The sequence below is a fragment of the Streptococcus sp. 27098_8_22 genome (assembly GCF_041432415.1).
Lineage (GTDB): Bacteria > Bacillota > Bacilli > Lactobacillales > Streptococcaceae > Streptococcus > Streptococcus pseudopneumoniae_M.
On the sequence record NZ_JAPVZP010000001.1, the window covers coordinates 205,231 to 226,103 of the forward strand.

18 protein-coding genes are annotated in these 20,873 nt (G+C 39.4%); 1 reads left to right on the top strand and 17 read right to left on the bottom strand.

The features are described from left to right. Positions 1-4: 4 nt before the first annotated feature. The 6 genes from O3633_RS01070 to eno form a co-directional block, all read right to left on the bottom strand. On the bottom strand, positions 5-436 hold the full coding sequence (locus O3633_RS01070; protein ID WP_371620081.1) for an arginine repressor: 432 nt from the start codon (positions 434-436) through the stop codon (positions 5-7). Further along, entirely contained in the window at positions 429-1,244 is an 816-nt protein-coding gene (locus O3633_RS01075) for a TlyA family RNA methyltransferase (protein ID WP_371620082.1), read from the bottom strand. The genes O3633_RS01070 and O3633_RS01075 overlap by 8 nt, the downstream gene beginning before the upstream one ends. Further along, positions 1,237-2,112 carry a polyprenyl synthetase family protein gene (locus O3633_RS01080; RefSeq protein WP_371620083.1) on the bottom strand — a complete coding sequence of 292 codons (876 nt, stop codon included), beginning with the start codon at positions 2,110-2,112 and terminating at the stop codon, positions 1,237-1,239. The genes O3633_RS01075 and O3633_RS01080 overlap by 8 nt, the downstream gene beginning before the upstream one ends. Beyond that, positions 2,109-2,321, bottom strand: a complete 213-nt coding sequence (locus tag O3633_RS01085) for an exodeoxyribonuclease VII small subunit (RefSeq protein WP_000043228.1) — start codon at positions 2,319-2,321, stop codon at positions 2,109-2,111. Before O3633_RS01085 ends, O3633_RS01080 begins: the two co-directional genes overlap by 4 nt. Continuing rightward, positions 2,299-3,639 (bottom strand): exodeoxyribonuclease VII large subunit, encoded by a 1,341-nt coding sequence (gene xseA / locus O3633_RS01090; protein WP_371620084.1) that lies wholly within the window; start codon positions 3,637-3,639, stop codon positions 2,299-2,301. The genes O3633_RS01085 and xseA overlap by 23 nt, the downstream gene beginning before the upstream one ends. A gap of 251 nt (positions 3,640-3,890) precedes the next feature. Continuing rightward, positions 3,891-5,195 (bottom strand): surface-displayed alpha-enolase, encoded by a 1,305-nt coding sequence (gene eno / locus O3633_RS01095; protein ID WP_371620085.1) that lies wholly within the window; start codon positions 5,193-5,195, stop codon positions 3,891-3,893. 164 nt (positions 5,196-5,359) lie between these two features. Here eno and O3633_RS01100 point away from each other — a divergent pair, with 164 nt between their 5' ends. Then, a complete protein-coding gene (locus O3633_RS01100; protein WP_371620086.1) occupies positions 5,360-5,806 on the top strand; it encodes a DUF1694 domain-containing protein in 447 nt (148 codons plus the stop codon). Here O3633_RS01100 and O3633_RS01105 read toward each other — a convergent pair. The 11 genes from O3633_RS01105 to O3633_RS01155 form a co-directional block, all read right to left on the bottom strand. After that, on the bottom strand, positions 5,803-6,918 hold the full coding sequence (locus O3633_RS01105) for a glycerate kinase (protein ID WP_371620087.1): 1,116 nt from the start codon (positions 6,916-6,918) through the stop codon (positions 5,803-5,805). The two genes, O3633_RS01100 and O3633_RS01105, sit on opposite strands and share 4 nt — an antisense overlap. A gap of 16 nt (positions 6,919-6,934) precedes the next feature. After that, positions 6,935-7,576, bottom strand: coding sequence for a phosphoserine phosphatase SerB (gene serB / locus O3633_RS01110; RefSeq protein ID WP_371620088.1), 642 nt, complete (start codon positions 7,574-7,576; stop codon positions 6,935-6,937). A 62-nt stretch (positions 7,577-7,638) separates the two neighbouring features. Beyond that, entirely contained in the window at positions 7,639-9,072 is a 1,434-nt protein-coding gene (gene glgA / locus O3633_RS01115) for a glycogen synthase GlgA (protein ID WP_371620089.1), read from the bottom strand. Next, complete coding sequence (gene glgD, locus O3633_RS01120; protein WP_371620090.1) at positions 9,069-10,208, bottom strand: glucose-1-phosphate adenylyltransferase subunit GlgD; 1,140 nt, start codon at positions 10,206-10,208, stop codon at positions 9,069-9,071. The genes glgA and glgD overlap by 4 nt, the downstream gene beginning before the upstream one ends. Continuing rightward, complete coding sequence (locus O3633_RS01125) at positions 10,198-11,340, bottom strand: glucose-1-phosphate adenylyltransferase (protein ID WP_371620091.1); 1,143 nt, start codon at positions 11,338-11,340, stop codon at positions 10,198-10,200. Before O3633_RS01125 ends, glgD begins: the two co-directional genes overlap by 11 nt. Further along, complete coding sequence (gene glgB, locus O3633_RS01130; RefSeq protein WP_371620092.1) at positions 11,330-13,258, bottom strand: 1,4-alpha-glucan branching protein GlgB; 1,929 nt, start codon at positions 13,256-13,258, stop codon at positions 11,330-11,332. The genes O3633_RS01125 and glgB overlap by 11 nt, the downstream gene beginning before the upstream one ends. Before the next feature lie 396 nt (positions 13,259-13,654). After that, a complete protein-coding gene (pulA, locus tag O3633_RS01135; protein ID WP_371620093.1) occupies positions 13,655-15,937 on the bottom strand; it encodes a type I pullulanase in 2,283 nt (760 codons plus the stop codon). Between the two features lie 49 nt (positions 15,938-15,986). Beyond that, the gene (locus O3633_RS01140; RefSeq protein WP_371620094.1) at positions 15,987-16,919 is read right to left on the bottom strand and encodes a diacylglycerol kinase family lipid kinase; all 933 of its coding nucleotides are present in this window, start codon (positions 16,917-16,919) and stop codon (positions 15,987-15,989) included. A gap of 3 nt (positions 16,920-16,922) precedes the next feature. Then, entirely contained in the window at positions 16,923-18,881 is a 1,959-nt protein-coding gene (ligA, locus tag O3633_RS01145; RefSeq protein ID WP_371620095.1) for an NAD-dependent DNA ligase LigA, read from the bottom strand. Between the two features lie 94 nt (positions 18,882-18,975). Continuing rightward, a complete protein-coding gene (locus O3633_RS01150; RefSeq protein WP_301559285.1) occupies positions 18,976-20,235 on the bottom strand; it encodes a nucleobase:cation symporter-2 family protein in 1,260 nt (419 codons plus the stop codon). Further along, on the bottom strand, positions 20,235-20,816 hold the full coding sequence (locus O3633_RS01155; protein ID WP_371620096.1) for a xanthine phosphoribosyltransferase: 582 nt from the start codon (positions 20,814-20,816) through the stop codon (positions 20,235-20,237). The genes O3633_RS01150 and O3633_RS01155 overlap by 1 nt, the downstream gene beginning before the upstream one ends. Positions 20,817-20,873 lie beyond the last annotated feature (57 nt).

Genomic DNA, 20,873 nt, shown 5'->3' on the forward strand with positions numbered 1-20,873 from the left:
AATCCTACCAATTTTTAACTTGTTCAAAAATATCCTTGGCTGTTTCTTCACTTCTCAATACCATCAAGATGGAATCATCATCAGCAATACAGCTAAAAATTTGGTCAGAAAAAACAGTCATCAACTGACTCTTGACGAAAATAGTATTTCCTGGAATGACTTGCAAATTGATCATATATCCCATTTGTTCAGCATGAACAATATTGTTTTCTGCCAATTGCAAGCTTCTAACGATTGATTTTGGTAATTCATAAATGTAAGTATTGTCTTTCAATGGAATTTTTACAATACCTAATTCTTTAATATCTCGGGAGACTGTTGCTTGAGTAGCAGAGATACCCGCTTCTCTCAAGTGTTCAACGATTTCTTCCTGTGTTCCGATTTGATAATCTGTAACAAATCTTCTAATCTTCTCAAGTCTCTCTTTTTTATTCATCTTTAAATTCTCTATGTGCTTTCTCCACTATTTTTTCTATTTCAGAACTAACCTGATTGATTGCGTGATCTTCTTTTCGCAAATAGGCTAAAAACTCGATATTCCCATGACCACCTTGAATAGGAGAATAGTCCAATCCTAAGACTGAAAATCCTTCATCAACTGCCATTTTAGTAACTGCTTCTAAAACATTTTGGTGAACTTTAGCATCTCTGATAATTCCATTCTTGCCAATCTGTTCTCGACCAGCCTCAAATTGAGGCTTAACTAGAGCCACAACCTGACCTTGATCGGCTAAAACACGGTGTAAGGCCGGCAAAATAAGGCCTAAGGAAATAAAACTGACATCGATACTTGCGAAACTTGGTTCCTGATTAAAGTCGCTCTTTTCAGCATAACGGAAATTAAACTGCTCCATACTGACAACACGAGGGTCTTGGCGTAATTTCCATGCCAGTTGATTAGTACCAACATCAACTGCAAAAACTTGTTTAGCACCATTTTGCAACATGACATCCGTAAAACCTCCAGTTGAAGCTCCGATATCAATGGTCGTTTGTCCCTCAACTGATAGATCAAAAATATCTAGCGCCTTCTCAAGTTTCAAGCCACCACGACTGACATACTTAAGTTTCTCGCCCTTGAGTTTCAACTCTGTATCGTCAGGAATTTTTTCTCCTGGTTTATCAAATCGTTCGCCATTTATAACAGCAACTACCAAACCAGCCATAACACCTCGTTTGGCTTGTTCTCTCGTTTCAAATAAACCTTGTTTGTAAGCTAATACATCTACTCTTTCCTTAGCCATTGATTCTCAAACTTTCTACTATTTTCACAATTGGTTCCTTATCAAAGCTCACAACTTGGCTAATCTCTTCTAGTTTCGCATTAGCTTGATCCAAGGTTTGATTGCAAAACGCTTTCGCCTGTTCTAATCCCAACAAAGCAGGATAGGTTGACTTTTCGGCTTGCAAATCTTTCTGGGGTGTCTTGCCGATTTCCTCAAAACTTGCTGTAACATCAAGCACATCATCTCTCACTTGGAAAGCCAGGCCAATCAACTCTCCAACTGTTTTAAGCTGCTTCTGAAGATTTTCATCCAATCCAGCAATGATACCAGCCGCTTGGAAAGGAAAGGCTAAAAGTTTACCGGTCTTATTAGCATGGATAGTCTGAAGTTCCTCTAAATTCAAGTGTTTTCCTTCGCCTTCCATATCCAAAACTTGTCCAGCTACCATCCCCATACTTCCAGAAGCAAGTGATAAATTAGCTATTAAATCAACCTTTGTTTGACTCGGCAAATCAGCTTGAGCAATTAAAGCATAGGGATCCAAAAAAAGCGCATCCCCTGCTAAAATAGCTAGAGCTTCACCATACACCTTATGGTTGGTCAAACGCCCCCGACGAAAATCATCATTATCCATAGCAGGAAGATCATCATGGATCAAACTTCCTGTATGAATCATTTCTAGTGCCGCTGCTACTTGAGCATGTTCCTGAGTGATAGGCACTTGTAAGGAGTCCAAAACTTCTAAAAGCAAATATGGACGAATCCGTTTACCACCAGCATGGACGGAATAGAGAATAGATTCTCTTAAACTGGACGCAAATTGTTGGTCGCCATAAAAGTCTTCAAGAGCTGACTCGACTAAAGCTAGTTTTTCCTGCTTGTTCATACCAGTTCACTTTCTGTTCCATCTTCTTGCATAACCTTGACCAAGGTCTTTTCAGCCTTATCAAGTGTTGCCTGCAATTCTTTGGATAAGAGCATTCCTTTTTGAAAAGCAGAAATAGCATCTTCCAAAGCAATTTCACCATTTTCTAAGCTTTGAACAATAGTCTCAAGCTCTGCTAGATTTTCCTCAAATTTCTTTTGTTTTGACATCTCTTACCTCTAATTCTACTTGACCGTCCCGCATCAACAGTGATACTTGGTCATTCTCTTTCAAATCTTTCGCAGAAGCCACTACAACTTCTCCTTTTTTGACAATTGCGTAACCTCTGGCTACAATTCGACTAGTATCTAGCATAAGGAGAGCTTCTGATAGGCGTTTTACTTCTGCTACTTTTGCATCATAGGTCACAGCCATCTGGCTACGCATTAGTTTTTGCAGTTGGAAAATACGATCCTGATAACGCTGGATTTTGATGATTGGTGATAATTGTTCCAAACGGTGGATTTGTTCTTGAACCTTTTGTTGATTTCGAACCAATTCAGCATTCAGTCCTTGCTTCAGTCGTAGCTGTAACTGATCCAAGCGTTGTAGATAACCGTCATATAAACGCTCTGGTTGTCTGAAGATGACCGATTGACTGAGGATTCTCAAAGCTTCTTTTTTCTTTGATAAAGTATGTTTAACAGCTGTAGTCATCCGCTTCTCTTGATTCTGAAGATAGGTCAAAAGGTCTAACTTTGTTACTGGTGTAGCGAGTTCAGCAGCAGCTGTCGGTGTCGCCGCTCTCTTATCCGCAACAAAATCAGCCAAGGTAACATCTGTTTCGTGGCCAACACTCGAAATAATCGGTAAACGAGATTCAAAAATTGCTCGAACTACAATTTCTTCGTTAAAGGCCCAAAGATCTTCAATGGATCCACCACCACGGCCGATAATCAGAACATCTAAGTCATCTCGTTCATTGGCTCTCGCAATGTTACGAGCAATCTCCTCTGCAGCACCCTCACCTTGAACTTTAGTAGGATATAGGACAATTTCCACACCTGGGAAACGTCTGCTAACGGTAGTAATAATATCCTGGATAACAGCACCACTTCGACTGGTCACCACACCTATTTTTTTTGAAAATTGTGGTAAAGATTGTTTAAATCGCTCTTGAAACAAACCTTCTTCTGCCAGTTTCTTCTTAAGTTGTTCAAATTGGATAGCCAAGGCACCGACACCATCAGGTTCAGCTTTTTCAATAATAATCGAATAACTCCCGCTCGGTTCATAAACTTGGACACGACCAACTACATTGATCTTCATCCCTTCTTCCAAGTCAAATCCCAAACGTTGGTAGACACCCGACCAAATTGTCGCCTGAATAACCGCTCGGTCATCTTTAAGAGAAAAATACTGATGGGTTGGACGCTTACGGAAGTTAGAGACTTGACCGGTTAAATAGACCCGTTCCAAGTAGGGGTCTTTATCGAATTTCATTTTTAAATACTTGGTCAAAGTTGTAACCGATAAATACTTTTCCATCTCAACCTCCTTCTTTTCTCTAGTTTTTCCTGGGTATTATTATACCAAAAATATGCTTAAAAATCTTGAATTCCCACCTAGAATAGTGAAAATACAGGGAATTTATGTGTGAAATAATTTCTTAATATTTTTTGCTCCCTGAACAAAGAAAAAGCCCCTCGGAAAATATCCGAAGGGCTTAAAACGTTGTTAAATCAACGGCCGAACTTTTGAGTTTCAAGGTTCGGGATAAAATAGTTCACTGAACTATTTTATTTTTTCAAGTTGTAGAATGATTTCAATCCACGATATTCAGCTACTTCACCAAGTTGGTCTTCGATACGAAGCAATTGGTTGTATTTAGCGATACGGTCTGTACGTGAAAGTGAACCAGTCTTGATTTGTCCTGCGTTAGTTGCAACTGCGATGTCAGCGATTGTTGAATCTTCAGTTTCACCTGAACGGTGTGATACAACAGCAGTATAACCAGCTTCTTTTGCCATTTCGATAGCGTCGAATGTTTCAGTAAGAGTACCGATTTGGTTAACTTTGATAAGGATTGAGTTAGCAGCGCCTTCAGCGATACCTCTTTCAAGGTAAGAAGTGTTTGTTACGAAGAAGTCGTCACCAACCAATTGAACTTTACCACCAAGACGTTCAGTAAGAGCTTTCCATCCATCCCAGTCGTTTTCGTCCATACCATCTTCGATAGTGATGATTGGGTATTTGTTTACCAATTCTTCAAGGTAGTCGATTTGTTCTGCAGAAGTACGAACAGCAGCTCCTTCACCTTCGAATTTAGTGTAGTCGTATACTTTACGTTCTTTATCGTAGAATTCTGATGATGCACAGTCAAATCCAATAAATACGTCTTTACCTGGAACATAACCAGCAGCTTCGATAGCAGCAAGGATAGTTTCAACACCGTCTTCAGTTCCTTCGAAACGAGGAGCGAATCCACCTTCGTCACCTACGGCTGTTTCAAGACCACGAGATTTAAGGATTTTCTTAAGAGCGTGGAAGATTTCAGCACCCCAACGAAGAGCTTCTTTGAATGTTGGTGCACCAGCAGGTACGATCATGAATTCTTGGAAAGCGATTGGAGCATCTGAGTGAGAACCACCATTGATGATGTTCATCATTGGAGTTGGAAGAACTTTAGTGTTGAATCCACCAAGGTAGCTGTAAAGTGGGATTTCAAGGTAGTCAGCAGCAGCACGAGCTACAGCGATTGACACACCAAGGATTGCGTTAGCACCCAATTTACCTTTGTTAGGAGTTCCGTCAAGTGCGATCATAGCACGGTCGATAGCTTGTTGGTCACGTACATCGTAGCCGATGATTGCTTCAGCGATGATGTTGTTTACGTTGTCAACAGCTTTTTGTGTACCAAGACCACCGTAACGAGATTTGTCACCATCACGAAGTTCAACTGCTTCGTGTTCACCAGTAGAAGCTCCTGATGGAACCATACCACGTCCGAAAGCACCTGATTCAGTGTAAACTTCTACTTCAAGTGTTGGGTTACCGCGTGAGTCTAGGACTTCGCGAGCGTAAACATCAGTAATAATTGACATTTTTTACTCTCCTTATTGAGTTAAATTTTTTACACCTCTATGATACCTTAAAAAGACTCCTTTTTCAAGGAAAAACGTTATCTTTGTGCAAATTTTCCTTAAGTTTATAAAGTAATCGCTTTCTTTTATCTGTTTTCTCCTTTATTTTATGATATACTATTTTTATGACTGATCTATCTAAACAAATCCTAGAAAAGGCCAATGGTGGTCTTAAACTAAATCCTGATGAACAAAGACGTTTTCTCGGAACATTTGAAGAACGTGTCCTTGGCTACGCAGACCTTGAAACAGCTGATGATGATAAATTTAAAAATGGATTTTTAACAATTATAGAAACCTTTAAAAAAGAGACTCAACCTCTATTTGTCAAAATTTCTCCTCAGGTAGAGTTTGATAAACAAGTTTTTTATCTAAAACAATCCAAAGATGCTGACTGCCAAGCGACCATCGTTTCTGAAGATCATAACTCTTCTCCTTTTGGCCTAGTTATCCATAACGATGCCCCTGTTCAAACAAGTGAAAAAGACCTCAGAAAGGCCTTTTCAGACTTATGGCAGGAAAAAGAGATGAAAAAAGCTCCTACTTCTCTTTGGAAAAAGTGGTTTGGTTAATTTTTCTTCAAAGCTAAAATTTGACCAATGTTTGCAGCTGTATCTTCTAAATAGATAGCGGCATTTTTTAGACTATCTTCCAGTGGTTCACTTTTTTCTAATATAGAAAAAGCAGCGATGACATTCTCAAATGGTAAAGGAGGTAAATCCTCAGCTAAACTACCACAAATAGCAATAACTGGAACACCATTTGGTGTTCTTTTTGCTACCCCGATTGGCGCCTTGCCTGAAAAACTTTGAGCATCCAATCTACCTTCACCAACGATAACTAGATCTGCATCTACAACCTGTTCATCAAAGTTTATCAAATCCAAACAAGTTTGGATACCAGATACGATCTCTGCTCCAGCAAAAGCACATAAGCCAGCTGCAATACCGCCACCTGCTCCAGCACCATCCAATTTTAACATTTCAGGTGCAACTTTGTGGTAAAAGTTTTCAATAGCATCATCAACTTTTTGAAATTGAGCTGGATTTAATCCTTTTTGCTTTCCAAATGTATAGGTAGCACCGTGAGTTCCACAGAGTGGATTGGTCACATCTGCTAAGATTTTGATACGCACATCAGCAGGCATGGTAACGACATTTTTGTCCAAAGTCTTACTAATTTCAAATAAGGACTGGCCACAAGCCTCAAGTTCTATCCCGCTTTCATCATAAAACTGATATCCGAGTCCTGCAGCAATCCCAATTCCACCATCGTTACTGGATGTTCCACCAACTCCGATATAGATCTCTTTCATTCCTTGTTCGATTAAATAAAGGATCAGTTGACCAATCCCCTTTGTTTGAATCTTCAGTGGATTTCGTTTTTCTATAGGAATTTTAGCAAGCCCAACTAAATCGGCCACCTCGAACAGAGCAAGTTCTCCTTTTTGAACATAAGTCATTTGAACTTCATCTCCAAAGGGACCTGTCACTAAAGCAGTTTTTTCTACAAGACCAAGTGAATTTTTAATGGCATCTACTGTTCCTTCTCCTCCATCGCCAACAGGTAAGAGCAAACATTTCGATTCAGGTAGAACCTTTTTAAGGCCTCGTTTAATAGCTTTAGCTACTTCACTTGCAGGGAGACTCTCCTTAAAAGAGTCAGGTGCTATAACAATTTTCATACACTCATCTTTCTAATCAAAGGAAATCTATCAGATTCAATACTTTTGTTAAATCTCTATCTTCAATTTGAAGGGGAATTTCCTCTTTCACGATTTCTTTGGCACAGAAGCCAATGCCGATTCCAGCTCTCTTCAACATTGCTAAATCATTAGCTCCATCTCCAATAGCAATTGTTCTATCAATTGGTACCTCTAATTCATCAGCCCATCTTACTAGGGTTTCTTTTTTAACTTCTCTGCTGATAATAGGACCAACAAGATTTCCAGTTAAATGACCATCTCTGATTTCCAGTTGATTAGCAGCAAATAATGAAATTCCTAAATCTTTTGCCAATCTTTCGACAATAGGTATAAATCCACCTGAAACTAGACCGACCTCAATATCATGTTTTTGAAGAATTTTAACGAACTCTTGGGCATTCTTGCTAAAATGAACCTGTGTATAAAGATATTCAAATTTATCGACAAATAGTCCTTTTAATAAAGAAGCTCGTTTTCTCAAGCTTTCTTCAAAATCTAGTTCTCCCCTCATAGCTTGAGCTGTTAGAAGGGCTACTTCTTCTTCACAATCTGCCTCTTTCCCTAATAAATCAATAACCTCTTCTTCTATCAGTGTTCCATCAACATCCAGTACACAGAGTCCTTTAATTTTTTTCATATAATTGCCTTACTTTCAGAATCTCAAAAAATCGTATGAAGGTATCATACGATTTTAACTATTTAGTTTGCTAAACTGTGATACAAATCAAGATATGACTTGCAGGCTGTATCCCAAGAGAAATCACATTCCATAGCTTGAACTTGCATATTTTTCCAAACATCAGGATGGTTGTGATAAACATCCAAAGCTGTTTGCAATGCCCAGTTGAGCCAGTATGGAGTTAGGTTGTTAAAGCTAAAGCCTGTACCTGTTCCTTCAATTGGATTAAAGGCTTGAACAGTATCTCTAAGTCCACCCACCTCGTTTACTAAAGGAAGTGTACCATATCTCATGGCCATCATTTGTGAAAGTCCACACGGTTCAAAACGACTTGGCATGAGGAAAATATCACATGCTGCATAAATCTCTTGAGCTAATTTCACATCGAAAGTAATATTGGCAGAAAGTTTTTCTGGGAATACTTGACTAAACCAAGAGAAGGCTTGTTCAAATCCTGGATCTCCAGTTCCCAAGAGAACAATTTGAATATCCTCTTGAAGCATACGATGCAGGCTTTCAACCACCACATCAAAGCCCTTCTGACGAGTCAAACGTGACACGATACCAATCATTGGCACATCAGGACGTACTGGAAGACCAACTCTTTCTTGAAGTTTCGCTTTATTTTGAGCTTTTCCTGACAAATCAGTTTTATTAAAATGATACTCAAGTAAAGCATCCGTCTCTGGGTTGTATAAATCAGTATCAATTCCGTTTACAATACCAGAAACCTTACCAGATTCCATACGGAGAATCTGATCAATACCGCAACCAAACTCTGTAGTCATGATCTCATAAGCATAGCTCGGTGACACGGTTGATACACGGTCTGCATAGAGAATACCAGCCTTCATCCAGTTAAGACAATCATTCCAACGAACTGTTCCATCAGCGTAGCGCTCAAATCCAACCCTGAACAAGTCCCAAAGCATACTTTCAGAGAATTGGCCCTGAAATTCCAAGTTATGAATGGTCAAGACCGTCTTGATTCCTTGGTAAGCTTGAATCCATCTGTATTTTTCTTTTAACAAGAACGGAATCATCGCTGTATGGTAGTCATGAGCGTGGAGGACATCAGGGATAAAACCAATACGCTCCATAGCTTCAAGGGCAGCAAGTTGGAAGAAAGCAAAACGTTCACCATCATCGAAATCTCCATAAACATGTCCACGGAAGAAATAAAATTGATTGTCGATGAAGTAGAAAGTAATACCGTTTAAAACAGTTTTCTTAATTCCACAAAATTGTCTGCGCCAACCAACATAGACTTCAAATTGAAGGACATCTTCAATCTGATCACCAAACTTGGCTTCAACCATGTCATAGTAGGGTAAGATAACAGCAACTTCATGCCCAGCTTTTACTAATGATTTTGGAAGTGCTCCGATAACGTCTCCCAATCCACCTGTTTTTGAAAAGGGAGCGCCCTCTGCTGCTACAAATAAAATTTTCATGAAAGGACATCCTCTGTTACTTTTTCGCCTTTTTTGATGACAACTGGTTTTTCTGCTGTACCTCGAATAACAACTCCCTCAGCTATTTCAGCACCCTTATCTACAATTGCATACTCAACTTGTGCACCTTTTCCAACGACAACGCGAGGGAAGATAAGAGACTCTTTAACCAAGCTGTCTTTATTGATACGAACATTACGCGAAATAACAGATTTATCCACTTCACCCTCAATGATACTACCAGAAGCAAATTGAGATGTGTTTACTTTAGAACCTGGTGCATAGTAGGTAGGCTCTTCGTTTTTCACTTTAGTGTGAATCTTTTGATTTGGTGAGAACAAAGAGTAGAATTTATGCTGATCAAGCATATCTAGATTTGCTTGGAAGTATGTTTCTACCGAATGAATATTTGCTAGGTAACCTGTATATTCATATGCAAATGCACCTTCTTTGGCTGCCAAATCACGAAGAACATACCGTAATTTTTCTGGATACTCTTTTTGAGCTTCTTCTTCCAAACGCTTAATCAACCATTGAGTGTCCACAACAAAGATATCTGTTGACATGTTGTAGTATTCTTGGTTTGATTTTTTATCAAAGAGTTTGTGAGAAAGCACGTGGTCAGTTTCATCGATACCAAGGATTGCATTTACTTCTGAAATGTCCTTCTTAGGCAATTTCTTATAAACAACTGTAATTGGTGATTTTGTTGTATTATGCAAATGGAAAACTTGATTGAGATCGATATTCACCAAAACATCACAGTTCAAGGAAACTGTTTGGTCTGAACCTGAACGTTTTAAGTAAGTTAAGAGTTGTTGATAGTACTCTTTACCAACTGTACTGCTTTCTACACGAGTATTGTAGATTCCAAGATAGTAGTGGCTAAGAAGGGTATTCAAACCCCACTCACGTCCTGAACGAATATGGTCAAATACAGAGCTGATGCTATCTTGTTGGAAAATCCCAAAGATACTACGAACGCCTGCATTAGCTAAACTTGAAAGCGGGAAGTCAATCAAACGATACTTTCCTCCAAATGGTAAAGTTGCCACTGGACGGTTACTTGTCAAGGATGACATATCATGGAAACCAACGGTATTTCCTAAAATCGCTGAATATTTATCAATCTTCATCTGTTACTACCCCCACTACTTCGTTATATCCGACTACTTGTACTTCTTCTGTACCATCAATTTCCACGCCATCAGCAATGACTGCTCCTTCACCAATGATTGCACGTGTAATTTTAGCACCTCTACCGATAACTGCACCACTCATGATGACAGAATCAACGACTTCTGATCCCTTACGAACTTGAGCTGCTGTAGATAGGATAGAATGCTTCACCGTACCATTTACATAACATCCATCTACTACAAGAGAGTCTTCTACCTGAGCATGTTCTCCAAGGAAGTTTGGTGGAGCAATGAGGTTACGAGAATAAATTTTCCATTGGCGGTTACGGCTATCTAGAGCATTCTCTGGAGAAATGTATTCCATATTTGCTTCCCAAAGTGATTCGATAGTACCTACGTCCTTCCAATATCCATTAAACTCATAAGCATAGACACTTTCGCCTGTTTCAAGATAATTTGGAATAACGTTTTTACCGAAATCTGACATGTCAATGTTAGCCTTCTCAGCTGCAACTAGCATATTGCGAAGTCGTTTCCAGTCAAAGATATAAATCCCCATTGATGCTTTAGTTGATTTTGGTTCAGCTGGTTTTTCTTCAAATTCAACAATGCGATTGTTGGCATCTGTATTCATGATACCAAAACGGCTAGCTTCTTTTAGCGGCACATCCAAGACAGCTACAGTCAAGCTGGCATTGTTATCCTTGTGTGATTGGAGCATATCATCATAGTCCATTTTGTAGATATGGTCACCTGAAAGGATCAAAACATACTCAGGATTGATACTGTCGATATAGTCGATGTTTTGGTAAATGGCATGACTTGTACCTTCAAACCAACGGTTCCCTTCACTTGCAGAGTAGGGTTGAAGGATAGAAACTCCGGTGTCAATACCATCTAGACCCCAACTAGAACCATTACCAATGTGGCTGTTGAGAGCTAGTGGTTGATACTGTGTGATAACCCCAACATTGTGGATACCTGAGTTGGCACAGTTTGAAAGAGCGAAGTCAATGATACGGTAGCGCCCACCAAATTGCACAGCTGGTTTTGCAATGCTTTGAGTGAGTTTACCGAGACGAGTTCCTTGCCCACCAGCAAGGATTAAAGCTAGCATTTCATTCTTCATTTTCTACTCCTTTTTGAGTTTTATTAGCGACTTTCTTAGTAGGTTTTATGCGACGTTTGATTTTCCAAATACTTGCTCCCATAGCTGGCAAGGTAAATGTCAAAGTCTGCTCATAATCCTTCCACAATCCTTCTTGAGTTTGAACAGTTTGGTTATGTTCTTTCCACACACCACCCCATTGTTCTAACTCTGTATTCCAAATTTCTTCATAAATACCTGCAACAGGAAGACCGATTGTGAAATCAGGTCGTTCAACCGGTGCCATATTGAAGACACAGACTAGCATCTCGCCTTTCTTGCCTTTTCGGATAAAGGAAAGAACACTCTGATCTCTGTTATCCGCATCAATAATTTCAATACCATCATATCTTGTATCAATTTCCCAAAGACAACGGTGGTCTTTATAAAGCTGATTCAACTGTGATGTAAAGTACTTCATCTTGGCATTCATCGGATCTTCTAGGTTAGACCACTCTAATTGCTCTTCGGATTTCCACTCTAGGAATTGACCAAACTCACTACCCATGAAGAGTAATTTCTTACCTGGGTGACAAATTTGATAAGTGTAGAGGTTTCTCAAACCAGCGAACTGATTGTAACGATCACCCCACATCTTATGCATCATACTCTTCTTACCATGTACAACCTCATCATGTGAGAATGGTAGGAGATAATTTTCATTAAAGACATACATGAAGCTGAAAGTCACAAGGTTAAAGTCATACTTGCGGTAAATTGGATCTTCTTCGTAGAAACGTAGGATATCATTCATCCAACCCATGTTCCACTTGTAGTCAAATCCAAGTCCACCCATTTCCTTCATACCGGTAATCTTGGTACCTGAAGAAGACTCCTCTGCAATCATCATAACATCCGGATGAGCTAGCTTAATAACATCGTTCAAACGTTGTAGGAAATAATAGCCTTCATAGTTGAGATTGCCGCCGTCTTTATTTGGTGTCCATGGAGCATTGTCATAATCTAGATAGAGAATATTACTTACGGCATCTACACGAATACCATCTAGGTGATAGAAATCAATCCAGAACTTAATACTAGAAATCAAGAAAGATTGGACTTCATTTTTGCCTAAATCAAAGTTCAATGCACCCCAACCGTAGTTGTGTGCTTTGTTATGGTCTTGATATTCAAAAGTTGGTGTTCCGTCATAATAAGCTAAAGCATCATCATTGATTGTAAAGTGACCTGGCACCCAATCCACAATTACACCGATATTGTTGATATGACATTCCTCAACGAAGTCTTGAAACTCTTCAGGACGACCATAGGCATGCTCTAAAGCGAAGTAGCCCATGAGCTGATAACCCCAACTCAAACCAAGTGGGTGAGCCATCAAAGGCATAAACTCGATATGAGTATAGTTCATCTCAACAAGATAGGGGATGAGCTCTTCTTTGAGTTGAGCAAAGCTATAAGGTGTTCCATCAGGATTTCTCTTCCAAGATCCTGCATGCGCCTCATAGATATTGACCGGTCTTTCGAAAAATCCCCAACGTTTTCTCCGAGCTAACCAGAGACCATCCTTCCATTTTTTCTCAGGAATTTCTATTAAAACTGCCCCTGTTCCTGGACGAGCTTCATAGCGTACTGCCAAGGGATCAATCTTCATAAGCTGATGACCATTAGCACGAGTAATATGATATTTATAAATATGCCCCTCTTGAGCTAAAGTTGTAAAAACTTCCCAAACTCCAGATTCATTACGAACCATGGGGATTTGATTTTCAACCCAGTTAGTAAAATCACCAACTAGATGGACAGCCTGCGCATTTGGCGCCCAGACACGGAATGTATAACCATACTCACCGTCTCTTTCTTCACGATGCGCTCCTAAATAGTGTTGAAGATGGAAATTTTCACCACTAGTAAAAGTTCTTAAAGCCTCAAATTTATCCATTGAATCCCCCTTTATTTGTAAGCGTTTTCTATGTCTCTATTATACTATATTTTAGGAAAACTTTCAACTAATTTCCGAATTCTACTAAAATTTTTTTCGAAAATCTTCATATATTTATCTTAACATTTCTAAAATTTTCATAAATGATGATAAGTAATGGAATTTTCTATTAGCTACTGTTACGAAAATAACTCTCATTATCTTTATATAAAATAACTTACTTAAAAAACTGAACGTTTTTAGTTTTTGATAACATAATATTCGTAGATAACTCTTTTTATATAATTTTACCAAATTTTCTGAAATTTTCAACCATTTTTAGTAATTGTTCCATTTTTATTTTTATGTCTAGAAATATAAAAAACTCAAGCATAAATCTTGAGTTTTGGGTTATTTTTAGGATAAAACATTCATAACTGCCACACTGACGTCGTCAATAACATTTTCTTGATTAGAACGGCTATTAGTTACCAACATTTCAAGGTTGCCTGCATTTTCATAGTAATATGAAGCCCCTTTAGCATTGAAAACAACCAAGAAGTGCTCTTCAATTCCCTGAATCTCGTAGACAATCCAACCACTATTTTCAATGGCTGTGTGAACAAAGACATGACGGTAGACTTCTTCATAGGTAGGGTATGAAAAGGCACTAGTTTGTGTTTTAAGACGGATAATCTGACGGACAAACTCGATGCTATCTTGACGCTCATTGATCAAATCCCAGTTGACTTGGTTGACACTATCAGGAGCATTGTAACTGTTCATTGCTCGCTCACGATCTGCGTGGGTCAACTCTCCATTTTCGCCTGTAGCTACGAGTTTAGTACGGCCAAACTCTTGCCCCAGTTCCATGAAGGCCATCCCTTGCATGAGGAGGTTCATAGCCGTTGCTGTTTCTACTTTCTTCATGATGCGTTTATCACTCTCCGATGGATGAAGGGTTCTAAGTAAATCATGCAAATTGTAGTTATCGTGGGCTTCTACATAGTTAAGAACCTGATTGGGGCTGAGATATGAACCGAGCTCACGACTTCCAAGAATAGCCTTTGCGAGGATCGGCTCAGTACCTGCTCCACTGACGAAGCCAGATTTGATAGAGCCATAGACTTCACAACCTTTGATCGCATCACGTTGATTATCATTAAAGAATCCAATGTTTGGCAACTGGTAGGCATTGTCTTTCTTAGCCTTGTCATAAGGAGCAAGACCTGTTCCCATATCCCAACCTTCTCCATACAGGATGATTTTCGGATCGACTTCGTCCATAGCCCAACGAATCATCTGCATGGTTTTGACGTCATGTATTCCCATCAAATCAAAGCGGAAACCGTCAATATTGTATTCTTTTACCCAGTAGAGAAGAGAATCAATCATATATTTACGGAACATTTCATGCTCACTGGCAGTTTCGTTACCGACTCCTGTTCCATTTTGGTAGGTTCCATCATGGTTCATTCGATAGTAATAATCAGGAACCGTTGTTTGGAATGGTGCATCAACGGTTGAGAAGGTATGATTGTAAACAACGTCCATAATAACACCGATACCAGCATCGTGATAAGCTTGGACCATGGCTTTCAAATCACGGATAGCTTGACCTGGATCATTTGGATTTGTAGACATGCTAATTTCTGGAGCATTGTAGTTTTGTGGATCATATCCCCAGTTATAAGTTACATTTCCATCAGCATCGTATTCTTTATGACGGTCAGCAATTGGTTGCAACTGAACATAGTTGACACCAAGTTCTTTGATGTAATCAAACGCAGTCGATTGACCATATTGGTTAACTGTTCCAGTTTGCGCTGCACCTAAGAAGGTTCCTCTTAATTCTGGCGCAACACCAGATGTTTCAGACTTAGTCAAATCACGGATATGCATTTCATACACAACTGCCTGGCAAGGATTTTCCAAACGCCAAGTTGCTTCTGTACCATGCTTAACCTCAAAACCTTCGACCTGACGATCTTGGTTTGAGACAATGGCTGAACGTTTTCCATCAGGACTTGTCGCTATTGTATATGGATCACGAGTTAATGACTGGTGATGAGGAAAGTCAATTTGGTAGTGGTAAGCACAACCTGCTAAGCTTTCTGGAACTGATAAACTCCAAACACCAATTGTATTATACTTGTGACTATAGGAGTAACTATTTCCTCGCTCCATTTCAAAGGTTTTAAGGATAGGTGCGTCGTTACTTGCAGATTCATAGACTACTACTTGGACAGATGTAGCGGTTGGTGCCCATAGGCTAAATCTTGTTTCAGTTTCAGAAACTTGACATCCCAACTCTCCTTGATAACCCCAGTGGTGGTCAAAACTAGCGCTATTGATTGCCTTGTCGAAGGCAAAAGGATTTTGGTCTTTATAATGAGTACTTGCAATAGCTGGATTTTCAGAATAATAAACTGTATCATCTCCATCCAAAATCCAAACTTCTGTCAAAAGTGGATAATAATTGAAGCGAATAGGATATTCTTTGCTGACACCATCTTTTTCAACAGTAAAAGTCATGGTCTCAAGAGCTACTTCACTCGATTGAGTCAGTGAGAATTTTGCTCCAAAATATTCTTCTTCTTTGATAAGTTCTGCTGAATCTAGAGGCTTTTTGCTGAAACTGCAAGCCTCGTAAGCTTCATCTTTACGATGATAATGAATAAGTACAGGATAATTGTACATGTTTCTCCCTAATTTCTAAATAAATTTGATTTTATATGTGACTAATAATTTATTGATTAAGTGCCTCACGATTCACAAAAAATTCAATGTGATTATGGCACACTTCCAAATCTACTGGTGTGTCGCCACCGTATTCTCCATCAAGATTGAGCATAAAAGGCTCTTCATGATCCAAAGTTTCAATTCGGAGTTTACTCGTTTTAAGGTATTCAACATTGATATCTGAAACGTGTTGGCCTCCGTTCATGGCCTGCACTAGCAGACTCAACATATCTAGTATTTTATCCGTCTTTACTAGAATAAGCGTGAAATTGCCATCATCCAGTTTGGTATCAGGTGCAAATTGCTCAAATCCACCAATAGAATTGGTCAAGGCAACAAAGACAAGAGAAACTTCTCCTGTAAAAATTCCCCAATCATGGTAAATACGAACAGGACGGGCTTTGGATTTTGGAAACATCTCGAAGCCTTTAGCAACGTAGGCCAGATAACCCAAACGCGTCTTTAGCTCACTCGGAACACTAAAAGTTAACTCCGTAAGAGTTCCTGCCGCAGCAATATTGATGAAATACTTATCACCAAAGGCACGACCAATATCAATTTGCTTGGTTTCATTTTTAGCAATGATCTTCGCTGCAGCAACTGGATCCCCCATAGGGATTTTCAATGCTCTTGCATAGTCATTGGTAGTCCCAGTAGGAATGATGGCTATCTTTGGACGATGTTCCAGAGGTGCAATTCCATTAACCACTTCATTGATAGTACCATCGCCACCAGCTACCAAAACCAAATCAAAGCCAGCTTTTGCAGCTCTTTCTGCTTCTTTCTGGGCTGATAAGTGTTCAGGTTTGGTCTGAAAAGCACTTGTTTCATAGCCTATGCTCTCTAACACTTCTAGAACTTCTGCGATATTTTGCTTAATAATTTCCTGGCCTGAGGTCGGATTATAAATGAGACGTGCGCGTTTTTTTACTTCTTTCATAGCTTACAAACTCTCAAGCCAAGCTTCATCACGAATCTCTATTCCCAGTTCTTGTGCTTTTTGGAGCTTGCTTCCTGCATCTGCTCCTGCTACAACAAGGTCTGTTTTTTTCGACACACTACCAGTAACCTTGGCTCCTAGACTTTCTAATTTATTTTTAGCTTCTGAGCGATTCAAACGCTCTAGCTTTCCTGTCAATACGACAGTTAAACCAGACAAGGCTGCATTTGCTGCAACTGTCTGTCCTTTGTAATCTAGATTAACACCTGATTCTTTCAATTCCCTTAAAAGGATTTCAGAACCCTCTGTAGCAAAATAGGTCTGTAGGCTTTGAGCAATGACACTCCCCAAACTTTCAATATTTGCAATTTCTTCAGGATTGGCTTGTGCTAGCGATTCAATTGAGTGAAAGTTTTGTAAAAGCAACTGACTTGCCTTACTTCCTACATGACGAATCCCCAAACCAAACAAGAGTTTTTCAGCAGAATTTTCTTTGGATGCTTGAATAGCTTGGTAGAGCTTTTGAGCAGATTTTTCCTTGATACCATCTAGCAAGAGCAAATCTTCGACAGTCAAACGATAAATATCTGCAACATCCTTAACCAAATCGGCAGCAAATAGTTTCTCCACGATCGATGGACCAAGGCCAGAAATATTCATAGCATCACGCGATGCGAAGTGCGTCAAGCCTTCCTTGATTTGAGCAGGGCATCGCGGATTGATACAACGAAGGGCAACCTCATCTTCAAAATGCAAAAGCTTACTGTCACAACTTGGACAGTTTGTTGGAATATCTAGTCTTTCCTCTGACACTCGCTTGGATTCTACCACTCGTAGAACAGCTGGAATGATATCACCTGCCTTATAGACAATGACTGTGTCATCCTTACGGATATCCTTTTCAGTGATATAGTCAACATTATGAAGGGTTGCACGACTTACAGTTGTACCTGCAAGTTGCACTGGAGTAAGATTAGCAGTCGGAGTCACAACTCCTGTACGGCCAACAGTCCAGTCAACAGAAAGAAGTTTCGCTTCTTTTTCTTCTGCTGGGAATTTATATGCTACTGCCCATTTAGGTGCTTTGACTGTAAATCCTAGTTGCTCCTGACCAGCTAGATCATTGACCTTAATCACAACTCCATCGATATCATAAGGCAACTGATCTCTTTCTCGACCAATTTCTTGAATAAACGCCCAAACCTCATCCATACTATGAGCTAATAGACGTCTTTGATTAACCACAAAGCCTAATTGTTCTAAATGTTTCAAAACCTTCTCTTGACTATCCCGAGTTGAAGGACTAGCTTCCTGATAAAGGAAGGTTGCAAGATTACGTTTGGATACTACTGCTGTATCTAACTGACGAAGGGTTCCTGCAGCAGCATTTCTTGGGTTGGCAAATTCTGGCTCCCCATTTTCTTGACGAGATTGATTGACCTGGTCAAAAGAAGCTCTCGGCATATAACATTCACCACGAACAGTAATATCTAATTTTTCTGGTAATGATAACGGAATGTCTTTCACTCGTTTAAGATTTTCAGTGATGTTTTCACCTATGGAGCCATCACCTCGAGTTGCCCCAGCAACAAAAATTCCCTGCTCATAAGTCAAGGAAATCGATAAACCATCAATCTTCAACTCACAAATATAAGTGACATCATCCAATTCTTTACGAACACGCGCATCAAAGGCGTCGAGTTCTTCACGTGAAAAAGCATCCTGCAAACTATAAAGAGGATACTGATGACTATATTTCTCAAACCCATCAAGAATCTTTCCACCAACACGATGTGTCGGACTTTCTGGTAAAACTTGGTCAGGATGAGCTTTTTCTAACTCTACCAGTTCACGATAAAGACGGTCATACTCACTATCAGATACAGATGGATTATCACTTGTATAATACTCTGTCGCATAGCGATTGAGCAGTTCAACGAGCTCTTTCATTCTTTCATTCATAGAACCATTTTACCATAAAAAGGACTCTATAAACAATACTCAAGCTCTAAAAAAAGAAAATGAGAAGGATATTTCTATCACTTCTCATTTATTTTTATTTTTTACGATTCAAAATAGCATTCAAGACGATGGCTACTGTACTTGCAATGACAATACCATTTGAAAAGAACATTTGTAATTCAGTCGGTAAAGTATTGAAGAGATTGCTTCCGTTCAATCCTACCCCAGCAGAAATAGAAACTGCTGCAATGAGGAAGTTGTGTTCATTGTGCTCAAAGTCTACACGCGCCAAGATTTGCATCCCTTGAAGAGATACAAAACCAAACATGACCAGCATTGCTCCACCAAGAACAGGGCTAGGAATAATCTGAGCCAAGGCACCAAACTTAGGTAAGAGACCAAGTAAGATAAGGAAACCAGCTGCGTAGTAGATTGGCAAACGAGTACGAATACCTGAAAGTTTCACCAAACCAACGTTTTGTGAAAATCCTGTATATGGGAAGGTGTTGAAAAGTCCACCAAGCAGAACAGCGAGACCTTCTGCACGATAACCATTGCGAAGACGAGTGCTATCGATTGGATCTTTAGTAATATCAGAAAGGGCAAGATAAACACCAGTTGATTCTACCATAGATACAGTAGCGATAATACACATCATGACAATAGAAGAAATCTCAAATTGCGGAGCACCGAAGTAAAATGGAGTTGGGATATGAACGAGTGGAGCTTCTGCTACCGGTGAGAAATCAACCAAGCCCATTGTTGCAGCGATAATGGTACCTGCAATCAAACCAATCAAAATGGAAATAGATTTGATAAATCCTTTGGTAAAGATATTGACCAAAAGAATAATGAGGACTGTAATCATGGCCAAGGCTAAACTTTGTCCAGTTGGTTTTTCAACGTTATTTCCCATATTTCCGATGGCAACAGGAATCAAGGTCAAACCAATCGTCGTAATGACAGATCCAGTTACGATTGCAGGGAAAAGATTGGCAACCTTAGAGAAGATACCTGAAATCAGGATAACATAAATCCCTGAAACAATCAAAGCTCCGAACATAGCACCGCTACCATGACTCTGACCGATCATGATAAGAGGAGCAACAGACTGGAAGGCTACCCCAAGAACAATAGGTAAACCAACACCAAAATGTTTATTGAGTTGCAATTGTAAGAGAGTTGCAACCCCACACATAAAGATATCTGTTGAAATAAGGTAAGTCAACTGTTGAGCTGAATACCCTAAAGCACTTGCAATCATGATTGGTACCAGGATTGAACCTGAGTACATGGCTAGCAAGTGTTGCAAACCAAGAACGGCTGCCTGTGAGTGGTTTTCCTGTTGTTTCATTAGATGTCTGCCTCCTTAAAAATAACTTTTCCATTTTCAAAACGCTCTAATCGCGCGAGTGATACTACTTGATGGCCTGATTTTTCTAGCAGTCCACGACCATCTTGGAAAGATTTTTCAATCACAATTCCGATAGCTTCAACTGTAGCACCAGACTGTTCAATAATCTGAATCAAACCTTTAGCTGCTTGACCATTAGCCAAGAAATCATCAATAATCAATACTTTATCTTGAGGAGATAAGAACTTCCCTGCAATGGATACGGTACTAGTTACTTGTTTAGTGAAAGAATAAACTTCAGCTGTTAAAATTCCTTCATTCATAGTGATATTTTTTGCCTTCTTAGCAAAAATCATGGGTACATCTAACTGTTCAGCCACATAAAGGGCTGGGGCAATTCCAGATGCCTCAATGGTTACGACTTTGGTAATACCAGCATTTTTAAAATGCTCTGCAAAAGTACGACCAACCTCGCGCATCAAGGAATAATCAACTTGGTGGGTTAAGAAGGAATCCACCTTAAGAATATTCTCACCAAGAACGTTTCCGTCCTTTAAAATTCGTTCCTCTAATAATTTCACAATAACCTCCGAAATAAAAAGAGACTTACCAAGTAAGCCTCTAGGAAATAAAGAAAT